This window comes from Campylobacter sp. CFSAN093233 (assembly GCF_011068165.1).
Lineage (GTDB): Bacteria > Campylobacterota > Campylobacteria > Campylobacterales > Campylobacteraceae > Campylobacter_D > Campylobacter_D jejuni.
Genome location: NZ_JAAMWY010000008.1, coordinates 101,585 through 117,265, shown reverse-complemented (window position 1 = coordinate 117,265; position 15,681 = coordinate 101,585). Strand labels below are relative to the sequence as shown.

The 15,681-nt window shown below is 31.0% G+C and carries 10 protein-coding genes and 8 tRNA genes; 15 read left to right on the top strand and 3 right to left on the bottom strand.

The window, feature by feature from the left end:
- The first annotated feature begins 15 nt into the window (after nt 1-15).
- The 12 genes from secA (at nt 16) to FBF15_RS07805 (ending at nt 9,352) form a co-directional block, all read left to right on the top strand.
- A complete protein-coding gene (secA, locus tag FBF15_RS07860; RefSeq protein WP_052803943.1) occupies nt 16-2,604 on the top strand; it encodes a preprotein translocase subunit SecA in 2,589 nt (862 codons plus the stop codon).
- Entirely contained in the window at nt 2,601-3,806 is a 1,206-nt protein-coding gene (locus FBF15_RS07855; protein WP_002894188.1) for an ABC transporter permease, read from the top strand. The genes secA and FBF15_RS07855 overlap by 4 nt, the downstream gene beginning before the upstream one ends.
- Before the next feature lie 22 nt (nt 3,807-3,828).
- Complete coding sequence (locus FBF15_RS07850; RefSeq protein WP_002853310.1) at nt 3,829-4,614, top strand: amino acid ABC transporter permease; 786 nt, start codon at nt 3,829-3,831, stop codon at nt 4,612-4,614.
- A 61-nt stretch (nt 4,615-4,675) separates the two neighbouring features.
- A tRNA-Lys gene (locus FBF15_RS07845) sits at nt 4,676-4,751 on the top strand.
- A gap of 7 nt (nt 4,752-4,758) precedes the next feature.
- Nucleotides 4,759-4,834, top strand: a tRNA-Val gene (locus FBF15_RS07840).
- Between the two features lie 51 nt (nt 4,835-4,885).
- Nucleotides 4,886-4,962 (top strand) — tRNA-Asp (locus FBF15_RS07835).
- Between the two features lie 4 nt (nt 4,963-4,966).
- A tRNA-Lys gene (locus tag FBF15_RS07830) sits at nt 4,967-5,042 on the top strand.
- Nucleotides 5,043-5,061: 19 nt separating this feature from the next.
- Nucleotides 5,062-5,137 (top strand) — tRNA-Arg (locus FBF15_RS07825).
- Nucleotides 5,138-5,143: 6 nt separating this feature from the next.
- A tRNA-Val gene (locus FBF15_RS07820) sits at nt 5,144-5,219 on the top strand.
- A 51-nt stretch (nt 5,220-5,270) separates the two neighbouring features.
- Nucleotides 5,271-5,347, top strand: a tRNA-Asp gene (locus FBF15_RS07815).
- A gap of 67 nt (nt 5,348-5,414) precedes the next feature.
- Complete coding sequence (locus tag FBF15_RS07810; protein WP_032582761.1) at nt 5,415-5,795, top strand: hypothetical protein; 381 nt, start codon at nt 5,415-5,417, stop codon at nt 5,793-5,795.
- Nucleotides 5,796-5,839: 44 nt separating this feature from the next.
- Nucleotides 5,840-9,352: an acyl-[ACP]--phospholipid O-acyltransferase gene (locus tag FBF15_RS07805; RefSeq protein WP_002913444.1), complete on the top strand. Its 3,513-nt coding sequence runs from the start codon at nt 5,840-5,842 to the stop codon at nt 9,350-9,352.
- A 7-nt stretch (nt 9,353-9,359) separates the two neighbouring features.
- On the opposite strand, the gene FBF15_RS07800 is transcribed toward FBF15_RS07805, so the two are convergent.
- The 3 genes from FBF15_RS07800 to FBF15_RS07790 form a co-directional block, all read right to left on the bottom strand.
- Nucleotides 9,360-10,271 carry an AEC family transporter gene (locus tag FBF15_RS07800; protein ID WP_002890662.1) on the bottom strand — a complete coding sequence of 304 codons (912 nt, stop codon included), beginning with the start codon at nt 10,269-10,271 and terminating at the stop codon, nt 9,360-9,362.
- Nucleotides 10,272-10,467: 196 nt separating this feature from the next.
- Nucleotides 10,468-10,553 (bottom strand) — tRNA-Leu (locus tag FBF15_RS07795).
- 34 nt (nt 10,554-10,587) lie between these two features.
- Nucleotides 10,588-10,926, bottom strand: a complete 339-nt coding sequence (locus FBF15_RS07790; protein WP_002853292.1) for a F0F1 ATP synthase subunit C — start codon at nt 10,924-10,926, stop codon at nt 10,588-10,590.
- A gap of 232 nt (nt 10,927-11,158) precedes the next feature.
- Between FBF15_RS07790 and FBF15_RS07785 the strand changes: the two genes are divergently transcribed.
- The 3 genes from FBF15_RS07785 to FBF15_RS07775 are packed head-to-tail and all read left to right on the top strand — an operon-like array spanning nt 11,159 to nt 15,677.
- Nucleotides 11,159-12,493, top strand: coding sequence for a sodium-dependent transporter (locus FBF15_RS07785; RefSeq protein ID WP_052803944.1), 1,335 nt, complete (start codon nt 11,159-11,161; stop codon nt 12,491-12,493).
- Between the two features lie 12 nt (nt 12,494-12,505).
- Nucleotides 12,506-13,846: a sodium-dependent transporter gene (locus tag FBF15_RS07780; protein ID WP_011049815.1), complete on the top strand. Its 1,341-nt coding sequence runs from the start codon at nt 12,506-12,508 to the stop codon at nt 13,844-13,846.
- Between the two features lie 31 nt (nt 13,847-13,877).
- Nucleotides 13,878-15,677: a biotin/lipoyl-containing protein gene (locus FBF15_RS07775; protein WP_002859573.1), complete on the top strand. Its 1,800-nt coding sequence runs from the start codon at nt 13,878-13,880 to the stop codon at nt 15,675-15,677.
- Nucleotides 15,678-15,681: the final 4 nt, after the last annotated feature.

Here is a 15,681-nt window from a genome sequence, read left to right as displayed (position 1 = left end):
TATAAAGGTTTAAAAATGTTTTTAAATACTTTAAAAGCCGTGTTTGGCACAAAAAATGATCGTGAAGTTAAGAAATATTTCAAGCGTGTAGCACAAATCAATGCTTTAGAAGGCAACTATCAAAATTTAAGCGATGATGAATTAAAAGCCGAATTTGCAAAATTTAAAGAGCAAATTTTAAGCGGAGAAAAAAACGAAAATGATGTTTTAAATGATGTTTTTGCTATAGTCAGAGAGACAGGTAAGAGAACTTTAAATATGCGTCATTTTGATGTGCAGTTAATCGGTGGTATGGTTTTGCACGATGGAAAAATCGCAGAAATGAAAACAGGAGAAGGTAAAACTCTTGTAGCAACCTTACCTGTTGTTTTAAATGCCATGAGTGGCAAAGGCGTACATGTCGTTACAGTAAATGATTATCTAGCCAAAAGAGATGCTGAGCAAATGAGTGCGATTTATAATTTTTTAGGTTTTAGTGTTGGCGTGGTGCTTTCTTCTCAAAATAGTGATATAGAACACAAGCAAGCTTATGATTGTGATATTACTTATGGAACCAATAATGAGTTTGGTTTTGATTATTTGCGTGATAATATGAAATTTTCAAAAGCTGAAAAAGTTCAAAGAGAGCATAATTTTGTTATCGTAGATGAAGTAGATAGTATTTTAATTGATGAGGCAAGAACTCCGCTTATCATCAGTGGTCCTACAAATCGTACTTTAGATGGTTATATTAAAGCCAATGAAGTAGCTAAACAAATGCAAAAAGGTGAAGCAGTTTTACCCCCTGCAAAACCTGAGGGTGATTTTGTAGTAGATGAGAAAAATCGTAATATTTTAATTACAGAAGCAGGTATTGCTAAGGCTGAAAAACTTTTTGGCGTAGAAAATTTATACAGTCTTGATAATGCTATCTTAGCTCATCAGCTTGATCAAGCCTTAAAAGCACATAATCTTTTTGAAAAAGATGTGCATTATGTTTTAAGAAATAATGAAGTTATCATCGTTGACGAATTTACAGGGCGTTTAAGCGAAGGACGTCGTTTTAGCGAAGGATTGCATCAAGCTTTAGAAGCTAAAGAAAATGTAAAAATTCAAGAAGAAAGCCAAACTCTAGCAGATATTACTTTTCAAAATTATTTTAGAATGTACAATAAACTTGCAGGTATGACAGGAACTGCACAAACAGAAGCGACTGAATTTTCTCAAATTTATAGTTTAGATGTTATTTCTATACCGACAAATATTCCTATTAAAAGACAAGATAAAGATGATCTTATCTATAAAACTCAAAATGAAAAATTCAAAGCTGTAATTGAAGAGATTAAAAAAGCCAATGCTAAAGGTCAGCCTGTACTTGTAGGAACCGCAAGTATAGAGCGCAGTGAAGTTTTTCACAATATGCTTGTAAAAGAGAAAATCCCTCATCATGTTTTAAATGCTAAAAATCACGAGCAAGAAGCTTTGATTATCCAAGATGCAGGTAAAAAAGGTGCTGTAACTATCGCTACAAATATGGCAGGTCGTGGTGTGGATATAAAAATCGATGATGAGATTAGGGCTTTGGGTGGGCTTTATATCATCGGTACAGAAAGACATGAAAGCCGCCGTATTGATAATCAACTTCGTGGTCGTGCAGGAAGGCAGGGTGATCCTGGAATAAGTCGTTTTTATCTAAGTTTAGAAGATAATCTTTTAAGAATTTTTGGTGGGGATCGTATTAAAAGTATTATGGATCGCTTGGGCATAGAAGAGGGCGAAAGCATAGAATCAAGAATCGTTACAAGAGCGGTTGAAAATGCGCAAAAAAAAGTTGAAAGCTTGCATTTTGAAAGCAGAAAGCATTTGTTAGAATACGATGATGTAGCAAATGAACAAAGAAAAACTATTTATCGTTATCGTAATGAGCTTTTAGATGAAAACTATGATATTAGAGCTAAAATTTCTCAAAATATCGCTGAATATAGCGCAAATGTAATGAATGATTATATGCTTGACGAAAGCGGTTCTAATGTAAATTTTGAAAATTTGAAAGCAAAAATTTTGTATGAATGTTCAACTCAGATTAGTGAAAAAGATTTTGAGAATTTAAGCGTCATTGAAATGCAAGACAAGCTAAGTCAAATTCTTGAAAATTCTTATAATGAAAAGATGTTAAGACTTGAGATTAAAGAATTGCGTAATATAGAGCGTATTTTATATTTGCAAGTTTTGGATAATGCTTGGAGAGAGCATTTGTATCAAATGGATATTTTAAAAACAGGAATAGGACTTCGTGGATACAATCAAAAAGATCCTCTTGTGGAATATAAGAAAGAAAGTTATAATCTTTTCTTGGAGTTGGTCAATCGTATTAAATTTGATAGTATTAAACTACTTTTTAGCGTGCAATTTAATCAAGAAGAGGCGCAAAATTTAGAAAATAAAGCCAATGAAGAAAATGAAAAGCTACTTCAAAGCTCAGTAGAAATGGGCGCAAGCGAAGATAATCTTGGCGAAGCTGAATTTAAAAAAGTTCCACGCAATACTCCTTGTCCTTGCGGAAGTGGAAAAAAATTTAAAGAATGCCATGGAAAAAGTGGTCCTAAGCAAGGAATTTTAGCTTGAATAAAAGCGTTTTAAAATATTTACTTTTTAAGTATTTAAGATTTGATAAAGAGCAACCCTTTATCAATCTTTCTATGCTTTTGGCCTTTTTAGGAGTTTGTGTAGGACTTTGCGTTTTGCTTGTAGCTATGGCAATTATGAATGGTTTTGATAAAGAATTTGAAAAACGCTTTTTTGTGATGAATTATCCTATTACTATTTTGCCTAAATTCTATGCTCCTGTAAATGATGAATTTATAGATGAGTTAAGAAAAACATTTCCAAATTTGTTATTTAGCCCTTATTTAAGCACTCAAGTTGTTGTAAAGGGAGATAATCGTTTTGAAGGTGGTGTGCTTTTTGGCGTTAATTTTAATGATGAAAAAAAAATAAACGAAGTGGTTGCTAAAGCTTTAAAGGATGAGAATTTAAGTGGTTTTGATATACTTGTAGGATCAGCACTTACTGATGAATTTGGTTTGCATAAAAATGACAAACTTTCACTTATTTTTTCAAATCTTAATCCTAGTGGATTTTCTTTAGTACCGCAAACTAAACGTTTTGATGTTAAAGCGCGTTTTACTTCAGGGCTTGCATTTTATGATAAAGCTTATATGTACACAGATGTTGATGCATTGAAAAAAGTACTTGGAATACCTAAAAATCCAAATTATGATGGAATTCATGTATATAGCAATAATGCTTTTAAGGATGTTGAAAAAATTAAATCTTATTTAAAAGATGATTATGCTGTGGTGGGTTGGTGGGAGCAAAATAAAAATTTTTTTTCAGCCTTAGAACTTGAAAAAAGAGCGCTTTTTATAGTGTTGATGCTTATTATTTTGGTTGCAAGTTTAAATATAGTAAGTTCTTTATTGATGATAGTAATGAATCGTCGCAGTGAAATAGCACTTTTACTTGCTCTAGGTGCAAGCAAAAATGAGGTAAAAAAGAGTTTTTTTGCCTTAGGTATGCTTATTGGTGGTGGTGGTATGATAGTGGGTGTGGTACTTGCATTTTTTGCTTTATGGCTTTTGGGAAATTTTGATATTGTAACTTTACCTGTTGATGTTTATGGAACCAGTAAATTACCACTTGATTTGTCTTTAATGGATTTTTCTTTAACCATTGTGGGTGCTTTAATAATCATAGCTTTATCATCTTTTTATCCTGCAAAAAAAGCAACTCAAATTAATATTTTAGATACTTTAAGAAATGAATAAATTGTAATTTTGGAGATTTTTATTGTCTTTGTTTACTCAAAAAAATAAGAATTTTAAACCTTTAAAACCTCTATCAAAGTCAAAAATAATCACTAATTTAATTCTTTTGATTTTATTTTTAATATTGTTTTGTTATTGTAGTTTTAGTATAAGTGCTTATCATTTTGATTTTAGCGCAATTGCAACCTATAAAGAAAAATTTCTTCAAGGTTTTTTAAATACTTTAATAATCAGTTTTTTTTCTTTATTGTTGAGTATAATTTTGGGTGGAGTTTTTTGTGCTTTTTCTTTAAGTTCGATTGTTTTTTTAAGATTTTTATCTACATTTTACATAGAGCTTGTCAGAGGAACCCCTTTACTAGTGCAGGTATTATTGATATATTATATCATTGCAAATAATTTAGGACTTGATAATCGATATGTGGCTGGAGTTATTATTTTATCATGTTTTTCTGCTGCTTACTTAGCTGAAATATTTAGAGCTGGAATTTTAAGTATTTCTATATCTCAGCTTGAGAGCGCTAGGGCTTTAGGGTTAAAAGAGATGCAGGTTTTTGCGTATGTAATTTTTCCCCAAGCTTTAAAAAATATTTTAGCACCGCTGAGTGGACAATTTGCAAATTTAATTAAAGATAGTTCCTTATTAAGCGTTATTGCTGTAAATGAATTAACCCAAAGTGCGCAAGAGATAAATTCTTATACTTTTGCTACTCTTGAAGCTTATGTAATTTTGGCTATTACATATCTTGTTTTGACTTTACCTATAAGTATATTTTCTCGTTATTTGGAGAGAAAATGCCAAAAATGATTTAAAAAAGCTTGACAAATAGAGCTAATTTTGGCATAATCACATTTTTATTTCAGAAAATGTCTCGTTAGCTCAGCCGGTAGAGCATCTCCCTTTTAAGGAGGGGGCCGTTGGTTCGAATCCAACACGGGACACCATTATAAAGGTCGCTTAGCTCAGTTGGTAGAGCGCCACCCTTACAAGGTGGATGTCATAAGTTCGAGTCTTATAGTGACCACCATTTTATAAAATCATAAATAGGTTTTATAATCTCTACTTCTTTACTTTGGATGCAGCGGTAGTTCAGCTGGTTAGAATGCCGCCCTGTCACGGCGGAGGTCGCGGGTTCGAGCCCCGTCCGCTGCGCCATATTGTCTCGTTAGCTCAGCCGGTAGAGCATCTCCCTTTTAAGGAGGGGGCCGTTGGTTCGAATCCAACACGGGACACCATTTTTATTGTTAGGGTTATGACCCTTTCGTCTAGTGGCCCAGGACAACACTCTCTCTGTGTGGAAACAGAGGTTCAAATCCTCTAGGGGTCGCCAATCATAGGTCGCTTAGCTCAGTTGGTAGAGCGCCACCCTTACAAGGTGGATGTCATAAGTTCGAGTCTTATAGTGACCACCATTTTATAAAATCATAAATAGGTTTTATAATCTCTACTTCTTTACTTTGGATGCAGCGGTAGTTCAGCTGGTTAGAATGCCGCCCTGTCACGGCGGAGGTCGCGGGTTCGAGCCCCGTCCGCTGCGCCATCTTGCTTGGTAACAATTTTATAAGTATAATTTACAAAATAATAAAAAATAGAGCTAAGGAAAAAAAATGCTTATTATTGGACATAAATTATTAAAAAATTTAGATTTTTCTTTTATTGAAAGTGTTGAAGAAGTTAAAGATAATAAAGTTTATTGTATTGTTTATAATGAAAAATTGATTTCTTATTTAAGTCAAAATGATTTTGAATTTGCTATTTTAGTTCAAAATAAAGATGAGATATTTTTAGCCAATGCTTTAGGAGCTAAGTTTTTGCTTTGTAATGATAAAAAACTTGCAAAATTTGCTAGTAAGGTTGCAGAATTTTATGTTTTTGATAGTAGGGTTTTAATGATTGTTGATAAATTAGAGAATTTTAAAAAATTTTATAAATTAAAAATCGATGGAATTATTTTAAAAGATAATATAGATAATTTTCCTAAAAACTGATAAATTCTTTTGTAAAATAAGCGCTAATTGACGAGGTTTAAATAATGCAAAAAAAATCTTTTTTGAAAATTTACGGATTAATTCCTTTTTTACTTATAGCATTCATCAATGCTTTCGTGGATTTGGGACATAAAATTATTATTCAAAATACTATTTATAAGGCCTATGAAGGAAGTGAGCAGTTATTTTTAAATGCTATAGTTAATGCTTTGATTTTACTTCCTTTTATTCTTATGCTTTCTCCTTCGGGTTTTTTAGCGGATAAATATCCAAAAAATATTGTAATGAAAATTTCAGCAATTTTCAATGTTATACTCACTTTAATAATTTGCATTTGTTACTATAGCGGTGCTTTTTGGATGGCTTTTATTTTTACTTTTATAATGGGAGCACAAGCAGCGATTTATTCACCAAGTAAATACGGTTTTATTAAAGAACTCGTGGGAAAAGACTTTCTTGCTATGGGTAATGGTGTAATTAATGCGGTAAGCATTGTGGCAATCTTAGCGGGAATGGCTTTATTTTCTTTAAGCTTTGAAAGTCTTTATAGTTCTATGTATAATCAAACAGATGAAATTTTAAAAGAAGTAGCGCCTTTAGGAATTGTGCTAATTTTATTTTCTTGTATCGAAGTATTTTTTGCGTGGCGTTTACCTAAGCTCAAACAAACAAATAAAGATTTAGTTTTTAATAAAAAAGACTATATTCGTGGAAAACTTCTAATAAATAATCTTAAGCTTGTTTTTAAAAATAAAACTATTTGGCTTTGCATAATTGGAATTTCATTTTTTTGGGCTATATCTCAACTTTATCTTGTCAGCTTTCCTGTCTTTGCTAAAAATGAACTTTTCATAGAAAATACTTTTTATGTGCAAATTTCACTCGCTTTTTCTGGTATAGGAGTGATTTTAGGCTCTTTAGTAGCTGGTAAATTTTCAAAAAATTATATAGAACTTGGATTTATTCCACTTGGTGCATTGGGTATGTTTTTAATGGCTTTTTTAATGCCTTATTTTATAAGTTTATTAAGTTATAGTTTTTTATTTTTCTTTTTTGGATTTTGCGGAGCCCTTTTTATCATTCCTTTAAATACTTTAATCCAATTTCATGCTAAAGAAAATGAATTAGGACAAATTCTTGCAGGAAATAATTTTTTTCAAAATATTGCCATGTTGGGATTTTTGCTCTTGGCAACTTTATTTGTAAAATTTGAAATCAATGTGATTTATTTGTTTTATTTTATTGCTTTGGTAACCTTTATAGGAAGTTTTTACATACTTTTAAAACTCCCCTTTTCTTTAGTGCGTATACTTTTAAGCATAGCTTTTTTACAACGATACCGTTTACTTGTGGAAGGTTTTGAAAATATACCAGAAAAAGGTGGAGCTTTACTTTTGGGTAATCATATTTCTTTTATTGATTGGGCTGTTGTACAAATGGCAATTCCAAGAAAAATTTATTTTGTTATGGAAAGAAGTATTTATTCTAAATGGTATATTAAAATTTTTCTTGATAAATTTGGTATTATTCCTGTATCAAGTACAGGAAGTAAGACGAGTTTAGAACTGATAGCAAAGCATATTAAAGAAGGTAATTTAGTTTGCTTATTTCCTGAAGGTACACTTTCGCGACATGGGCAATTAAATGAATTTAAAGCAGGATTTGAATTAGCTTGTGAATGTTTAAGTGAAGATGATGGAAAAATTATTCCTTTTTATATAAGAGGGCTTTGGGGTAGCGCTTTTTCAAGAAGTGATGAAGAATTTTCAGCAAGAAACCGCACTTTAAATAAAAGAAAAATTGCTATAGCTTTTGGTAAAGCTATGCCTTTGCATTCTAAAAAAGATGAAGTTAAAGCTAAAGTTTTTGAACTTTCTTTTATGGCTTGGAAATCACAATGCGAAGCTATGCATACTATAGCAAGAGCTTGGATAGATACAGCTAAAAAAAATCTAAATCAAATAGCTATTATCGATACACTAGCTGGAGATATTTCTTATAGAAAAATGTTGACTCTTAGTTTATTTCTTAATTTTTTTATTAAAAGAAAATCCAAAGAATTAAACATTAACCCTCAGCGTGGAAGTTACGCTCCTAAAGAGGAAGCTATAGGAATTTTACTACCTGCTTCTTTTGCAAGTTCTTTAACCAATCTATCTGTTTTAATCGCAGAAAAAATTGCAGTAAATCTTAATTTCACTGCTGGAGAAAAAGCTCTAAAAGCAGCTATAAAAAATGCGCAAATTTCACAAATTTATACTTCTAAAACTTTTTTAGAAAAATTAGCAAATAAAGGTATAAACCTAAATTTCGATACAAATATACATTTAATTTATTTTGAAGATATTGTAGAAGATTTTAAAATGCAAAAAACTAAAATTTTTAGCATGATGCTAGCAGTTAGTATTATACCTAGTTTTATACTCAAAAGCATCTTCACTCCTTCAAAAAACAATCTTGCCATCGCAGTTATTTTATTTAGTAGTGGAAGTGAAGGTTCTCCAAAAGGTGTTATGCTCAATAACCGTAATATTTTAAGCAATATAGCACAAATTTCTGATGTGCTTTGCACAAGAAATAATGATGTCATTCTCTCATCTTTACCACCTTTTCATGCTTTTGGACTTACCGTAACTACATTTTTGCCTTTGCTTGAAGGTATTAAAAGCATCACTTTTTCAGATCCAACCGATGCCTTAGGGGTTGCCAAAGCTGTTGCTAAAAATAATGTCACTATTATGTGTGGAACTTCAACCTTTTTAGGAATTTATGCAAGAAATAAAAAGCTTGATGCTTTAATGTTTGAAAGTTTAAGAATAGTTGTATCGGGCGCTGAAAAACTAAAAAATGAAGTAAGAACTACTTTTGAAATGAAGTTTAAAAAAAGCATTTTTGAAGGTTACGGGGCTACGGAAACCACGCCTGTGGCGAGTGTAAATTTGCCAAATCATTTTGATGTGGATTATTGGCTTATACATCGTGCCAATAAAGAAGGAAGCGTAGGAATGCCTCTACCTGGAACTGCGGTACGTATTGTTAATCCAAATAATTATGAAAATTTAAAAGCAAATGAAGATGGACTCATACTTATAGGCGGTCATCAAGTTATGGTAGGCTATCTTAATGACAAAGAAAAAACCGATGAAGTGGTTAAAGAAATTGATGGCATAAGATGGTACAACACGGGAGATAAGGGACATTTGGATGAAGATGGTTTTTTATATATTGTCGATCGTTATTCTCGCTTTGCAAAAATTGGCGGAGAGATGATTTCTTTGGGTGCAATAGAAGAAGAAATTGCCAAATTTATAGACACTGAAGTGGTTAAATTTTGTGCCACATCTTTAGAAGATGAGAAAAAAGGGGAACAAATTGTTTTACTCATAGAATGCAATAATGAAATTTTTGAAGGAGTATGTGAGGCTATAAAAAATTCTAATATACCTACACTTTTTAAACCTAGATATTATTTTCAAATAGAAAAAATTCCCCTCCTAGGTTCAGGAAAAGTTGATCTTAAAAAAGTTAAAGAATTAGCTAAAAATTTAGCCATATAATTTGAGCTTATAACAAAGTCCAAATTAAAATTGGCATAGAAACAAAAGCAAAAAGAACTCCAAAGGCTACAGCACTTACGGCTAAATTACTATCTAGTTTAGCTTTCATTACCATAGCTCCTGCTAAAGTCATAGTAGGAGCTGCACTTTCTATAATAGCAACGATGGTAGAATCTTTTAATTCCAAATTAAATAATTTTAAACAAAATACAAAAAATAAAGGAGCTAAAATCATTTTAGCAAAGATGACAACTATTGTAGGTTTGTAAGAGGTTTTAATCGCCATAAAGCCAAGTCCTAAACCTATAGCAAAAAGTGCAACAGGGGTTGCAGAGGCACCAAATAAACGAATAGGAGAGAAAATAAATTCAGGTAAAGTAATCAATTTACACAAAAAACCAAAAAGCAAAGCTAAAAAAGGTGGAAAACTAAGAATTTTTTTAACATTAGCAAGCAAACTGACTTTTTCTCCATTTCCCAAAGAAAGTATAAAAGGTCCAAAAAGTGATATAGGTAAAGTTGTGGCTAAAGCATCGTAAAATATAACTTCAGCGCTAAATTGTGGGTCATTAAATATACCAGCAACAATAGGCATACCCACAAATATAGTATTTCCAAAACAAGAAAGCAAAAACATACTGACTAAAGTTACTTTAGAAAAATGAAAAACTTTTCCAATAAGAATAGCAAAAAAAGCTGCTAGTATACAGCTAAACAATCCAATAAAAATAAAAATAATCAATGAAAAATCAAAATTTAAATGATATGCTTTATCGAAAATCAAACAAGGTAAAGCAAAAATAATAGCAAAATCTAAAAAAGTCCTAGCTTGTTTTTGCTTTAAAACGCCAATTCTTTTGGCAAAATATCCGCCTGCAAGTAAAATAAAAATTGTAAATAATGGTATAAAAACAAACATTGAATAATCCTTTTTAAGGGATGGTTTTTGAAAACGGATAGAATTATATTCTTTATACTTAAAAAAAATCTTAATATTTTTTAAGTTTTTTAAAAAAACCAATATTTTTTATTTTTTGTAACTTTAAGAAATTGTAAGTTGAAATTTGATTTTGAATAGTTAGTATTTTAAGTTGAATGATTATAATTTTAAATAATGGTGCGGTTAGCGAGATTTGAACTCGCACACGCGGAGCGCACCACCCCCTCAAGATGGCGTGTCTACCAATTCCACCATAACCGCATAGAAAAAAGCCCAAAAAGGGCTTTGATAAGTTTTATTGTAAAACTATAAAAGGATTTGCGTAAAGTGCTATTAGCGCGATAACAAGAGCATAGATAACTTGTGCTTCAATCATCGCTAAAGCGATAAACATAGTTGTCATTAATTTTGGCCCAAGACCAGGGTTTCTAGCTGTTCCTGCAATTGTTGCCGCTGCAGTATTACCCATACCGATAGCACCACCAAGTGCTGCAACACCAAGACCTAAGCCTGCTGCAAGAACTGAAAATGCTTTAATCCATACATTAATAGCTTCTTGCTCTACTGGAGCATTAGTTTCAGCTGCAAAAGCTACTGCTGTACATGCTAATAATAAAAAAAGAACTTTTTTCATTATCTTAACCTTTCTATAAAAAAATTTTTTTCAATTTTTAAATCAGTTCGGCTTGCGTATCCCTACTTAAGACTTAAAAATAAATTCGAATTATAACCAAAAGTATCTTTATTTTTATTGAAATTTACAAAAATTCACATTTTTGATTTAAATTTGATTGTTTTCAATAAAGCTTAAAAGTTTTTTTGCTTTAATAATATTTTAAAATAATTTTTAAGTTAAGGTTGCAACATTGAGTTCTAAATTTTCAAAAATAGGTTTCATTTTAGCGGTAGCAGGTTCAGCGGTGGGCTTGGGTAATGCTTGGAAATTTCCAACACTAGTAGGTCAAAGTGGTGGATCTGCTTTTATCTTGCTTTATATAATTCTTACTTTAGGTGTAGGTTTTGTGATATTTTTAGCTGAGCTTAGCATAGGAAAAATTAGTGAAAAAGATCCGGTTAATGCCTATGAAAAGTTAGCACCTTCAAATAAAAAAGCTTGGTCTTATGTTGGTTTTGCTATGGTGGGGGCGATTTTAATAGTTTCTTTTTATACCTTGGTGATTGGCTGGATAGTTAAATATGTGTTTTTAAGTATCACTGGAAATTTGCCTATGGATCTAGAAGTAAGTAAAGCACAGTTTGGATTTTTTATAAGTGAGGATTTTTTAAGTCAGTTTATTTGTTTTACTTTGGTTTTTTTATGTGTTTTTTATATTGTTTCTAAAGGTGTTAAGAATGGGATTGAAAAGTTAAATGTTTGGATGATGCCTTCATTGTTTATTTTACTTATTTTGATGCTTGTTTATGCTATTAGCAAAGATGGTTTTATAATGGCGGTTAAATTTCTTTTTGTACCTGATTTTTCCAAAATCAACACTTCAAACGTTCTTGAAGCCTTAGGACTTGCTTTTTTTAGTCTTTCTTTGGGCGTTGGAACGATTATTACTTATTCTGCTAGTCTGCCTGATAAAACTAATTTTATTACCAGTACTTTAAATATTATTTTTATCAATCTTTTAGTTGGTTTATTAATGGGTTTGGTTGTTTTTACTTTTATCTTTGAATTTGGTTACAATCCTAATCAGCAAGGACCAGGACTTGTTTTTATTTCCTTAGCTACTTTATTTGAAAAAATTGGAGTGATTGGTTGTATTTTTGGAGCAGCGTTTTTTATTTCTTTAATCTTTGCTGGTATTACTTCAGCTGTTTCAATGATAGAGCCTTTCACTTTTTACCTTATTAATACTTTTGGTATGAGCCGTAAAAAAGCTTTGATTTTAATAGGAATTGTTGTTTATATTTTAGGAATGTTGTGTATTTTATCTTCTTTAAAAAGTACTCAGTTTGGATTTTTTGGAATGAGTTTTTTTGATTTGCTTGATAGTGTTTCAAGCAAGGTTATTATGCCTTTAGGTGGAATTTTGGCAGCTATTTTTGTGGGATTTGTGATGAAAAAAGAAGCTTTAAAAATTTTATTTAAACCTTATATGAGGGGTATATTTTTTGAACTTTGGTATGTGTTTTTGAGATTTATTTCCCCTTTGGCTGTTGTTATAGTTATGATAGCCGCTTTTTTAAAGTGAGTTTGAAAAATAATGAGAACATATTTTTCAAAAATCGGTTTTGTATTGGCTGTTGCTGGTGGAGCCGTTGGTTTAGGTAATGCTTGGAAATTTCCAACTTTAAGCGCAGAAAATGGTGGTTTTGTTTTTGTGCTTTTATATTTGTTTTTTACTTTAACTATAGGATTTAGTATTTTTTTGGCTGAAGTGGCTATGGGACGTTTAAGTAAAAGTGATCTTGCAAATGCTTATTCAAATCTTGCCATAAAATATGGCAATAGATGGCGATATGGCGGCGTTTTTATGTTAGGTGGTATTTTTATCCTCTCTTTTTATCTAGTTATCATGGGATGGGTTTTAAAATATACTGTAGTGAGTCTTTATTATCTTCCTAAAACTTTAGATGAAGCAGCAAGTAATTTTCAGAATGTAATTACTACAAATTTGACAAGTTCTGTTTTTTTCTTCACTTTATCTTTTTTTCTTACTTTATTGATAGTATCTAAAGGTTTAATCAAAGGGATTGAAAAATTAAACGTTGTTATAATGCCTAGCTTATTTTTAATGCTTGTTTTTATGTTGTTTTATTGCATGGGATTTAAGCAAGGTTTTGCAAATGCTTTTTCTTATTTATTTTATCCCGATTTTTCACATTTTAAATTCAGCTCTATTGCCGAAGCTTTAGGGCTTGCATTTTTTACCTTATGCTTGGGAATAGGTTGTATAGTTACATATTCATCGGCCTTGGATAAAAAAACAAATTTTATAAAAAGTTCAGTGTATATTGTTTTGATTAATTTATTGATTTCTTTTATTATGGGACTTATTGTTTTTACTTTTATCTTTGAATTTGGAGCCGATCCGCATACTCAAGGAGCAGGAATTGTTTTTGTATCCTTGATGAGTTTGTTTAATCAACTTGGAGCTTTAGGCTATATTTTTGCATTTTGTTTTTTCTTAGCACTTTTTTTTGCTGGTATTACTTCAGCTATTTCAATGATAGAGCCTTTAACTTTTTATATGATTAATAACTATCAAATTTCTCGTGTTAAAGCTCTATTTTTAATAGGTTTATTTGTTTTTGTTTTTGGAATTTGTTGTATCTTGTCATTAAATTTAAATTTTTTTTCTATGTTTAGTTTTTTTGGCAAAGATTTTTTTACTTTATTAGATAAATTAACTTCAAATTTTTTACTTCCACTTGGTGCTATAGTATGCTCTATATTTGTAGGTTTTTTTATGAATAAAAAACAAATTTATAAAATTTTTTCTAAATTTATAAGTCGAAAAATTTTCTTAATTTGGTTGTTTTTTATTCGTTTTATATCGCCTATAGCAATAATTTTGGTAATGTGTTATCAAATTTTTGTATAATAATGAAAAAATATTTTTTTAAGGAAAAATAATGGCTAAAAAATTCATCGATGTAATGGATACAAGCTTTAGGGACGGTTTTCAGTCTGTTTATGGAGCTAGGGTTTTAATGGATGATTTTTTTCCTGCAGTAGAAGCAGCAAAAGAAGCGGGTATTACTCATTTTGAATTTGGTGGTGGTGCTAGATTTCAAAGCTTGTATTTTTATCTTAATGAAGATGCTTTTACCATGATGGATAGATTTAGGGCTATTGTAGGAAAAGATGCTAATCTTCAAACTTTAGCAAGAGGAGTCAATACCGTTACTTTAGATACTGGAAATAGTGAACTTATTGATTTGCATGCAAAACTTTTTGCAAAACACGGTACTACAACGATAAGAAATTTTGATGCCCTTAATGATGTAAATAATTTAAAATTTAGTGGTGAATGTATAGTAAAACATGGGTTAAAGCATGAAATTACTATTACTTTAATGGATTTACCGTCAAATTGCAAAGGTGCTCATGATGTGCCTTTTTATGAAAAAATTTTAAAAGAAATTTTAACAGCAGAAATTCCTTTTCATAGTATTTGTTTCAAAGATGCAAGTGGAACTTCTAATCCAAATAAAATTTATAAAACCATTAAAATGGCTAGAAAAATTTTACCTCAAGATACACATATTAGACTTCATACGCATGAAACCGCAGGGGTGAGTATAGCTTGCTATCTTGCAGCGCTTGAAGCAGGGGTTGATGGTATTGATTTGGCTGCAGCTCCTGTAAGTGGTGGAACTTCTCAGCCTGATATTTTAACCATGATGCATGCTTTAAAAGGCAAAGATTATGATTTAGGTGGACTTGAAGAAGAAAAAATTTTAAGATACGAAGAAGTTTTAAAAGATTGTTTAAAAGAGTATTTTTTACCACCTGAAGCTACTATGGTAAATCCACTTATTCCTTTTTCTCCTATGCCAGGAGGAGCTTTAACAGCAAATACACAAATGATGAGGGATAATAATATTTTAGATAAATTTCCACAGGTCATTCATGCTATGAGAGAAGTTGTGGAAAAAGGTGGATTTGGTACTTCGGTTACTCCAGTTTCTCAATTTTATTTTCAACAAGCATTTAATAATGTTATGTTTGGGCCTTGGAAAAAAATCGCAGAAGGTTATGGAAAAATGGTGCTTGGTTATTTTGGAAAAACTCCAGTTACACCCGATGCAAACATTGTTGAACTTGCTTCAAAACAACTTAATTTAGAACCCACTACAGAGCTTGCTATTAATATAGCCGATAAAGATGAGAGTAAAAGCATAGCTTATACTAAAACCTTGCTTGAAAAAGAGGGTATAGAAACGAGTGAAGAAAATATATTTATTGCAGCAGCTTGTAAAGAAAAAGGTATAGCATTTTTAAAAGGAGAGGCAAAGGTAAATATACGCAAATTAGCTAGCATGCCAAAGCCTATGAGTGTAGATGAAAACAAATTTACTGTAGCTGTAAATGGTAATAAATATCATGTGGAAGTGAGTTATGGTTTTGATAAAGATGTTAATGTTAAGAGTGTAAAAAAAGTAGAAGAAAATAAAAATATTATTTCTTCAAATTCAACAAGTTCTGTCGATGCTGAAAATGAAATTTTAGCAGGTATTTCAGGTAATGTCTTTAAAATTTATGTTAACGAAGGCGAGGAAGTAAAATCAGGTCAAGCTATCATGGTTTTAGAAGCAATGAAGATGGAGATTGAGGTTAATGCCCCAAAAGATGGAATTATTTTAGAGCTTTGTATTAAAATAGGTGATACTGTTAATGAAGGCGAAGTATTAGCTATTTACAAGAATTAAAGTG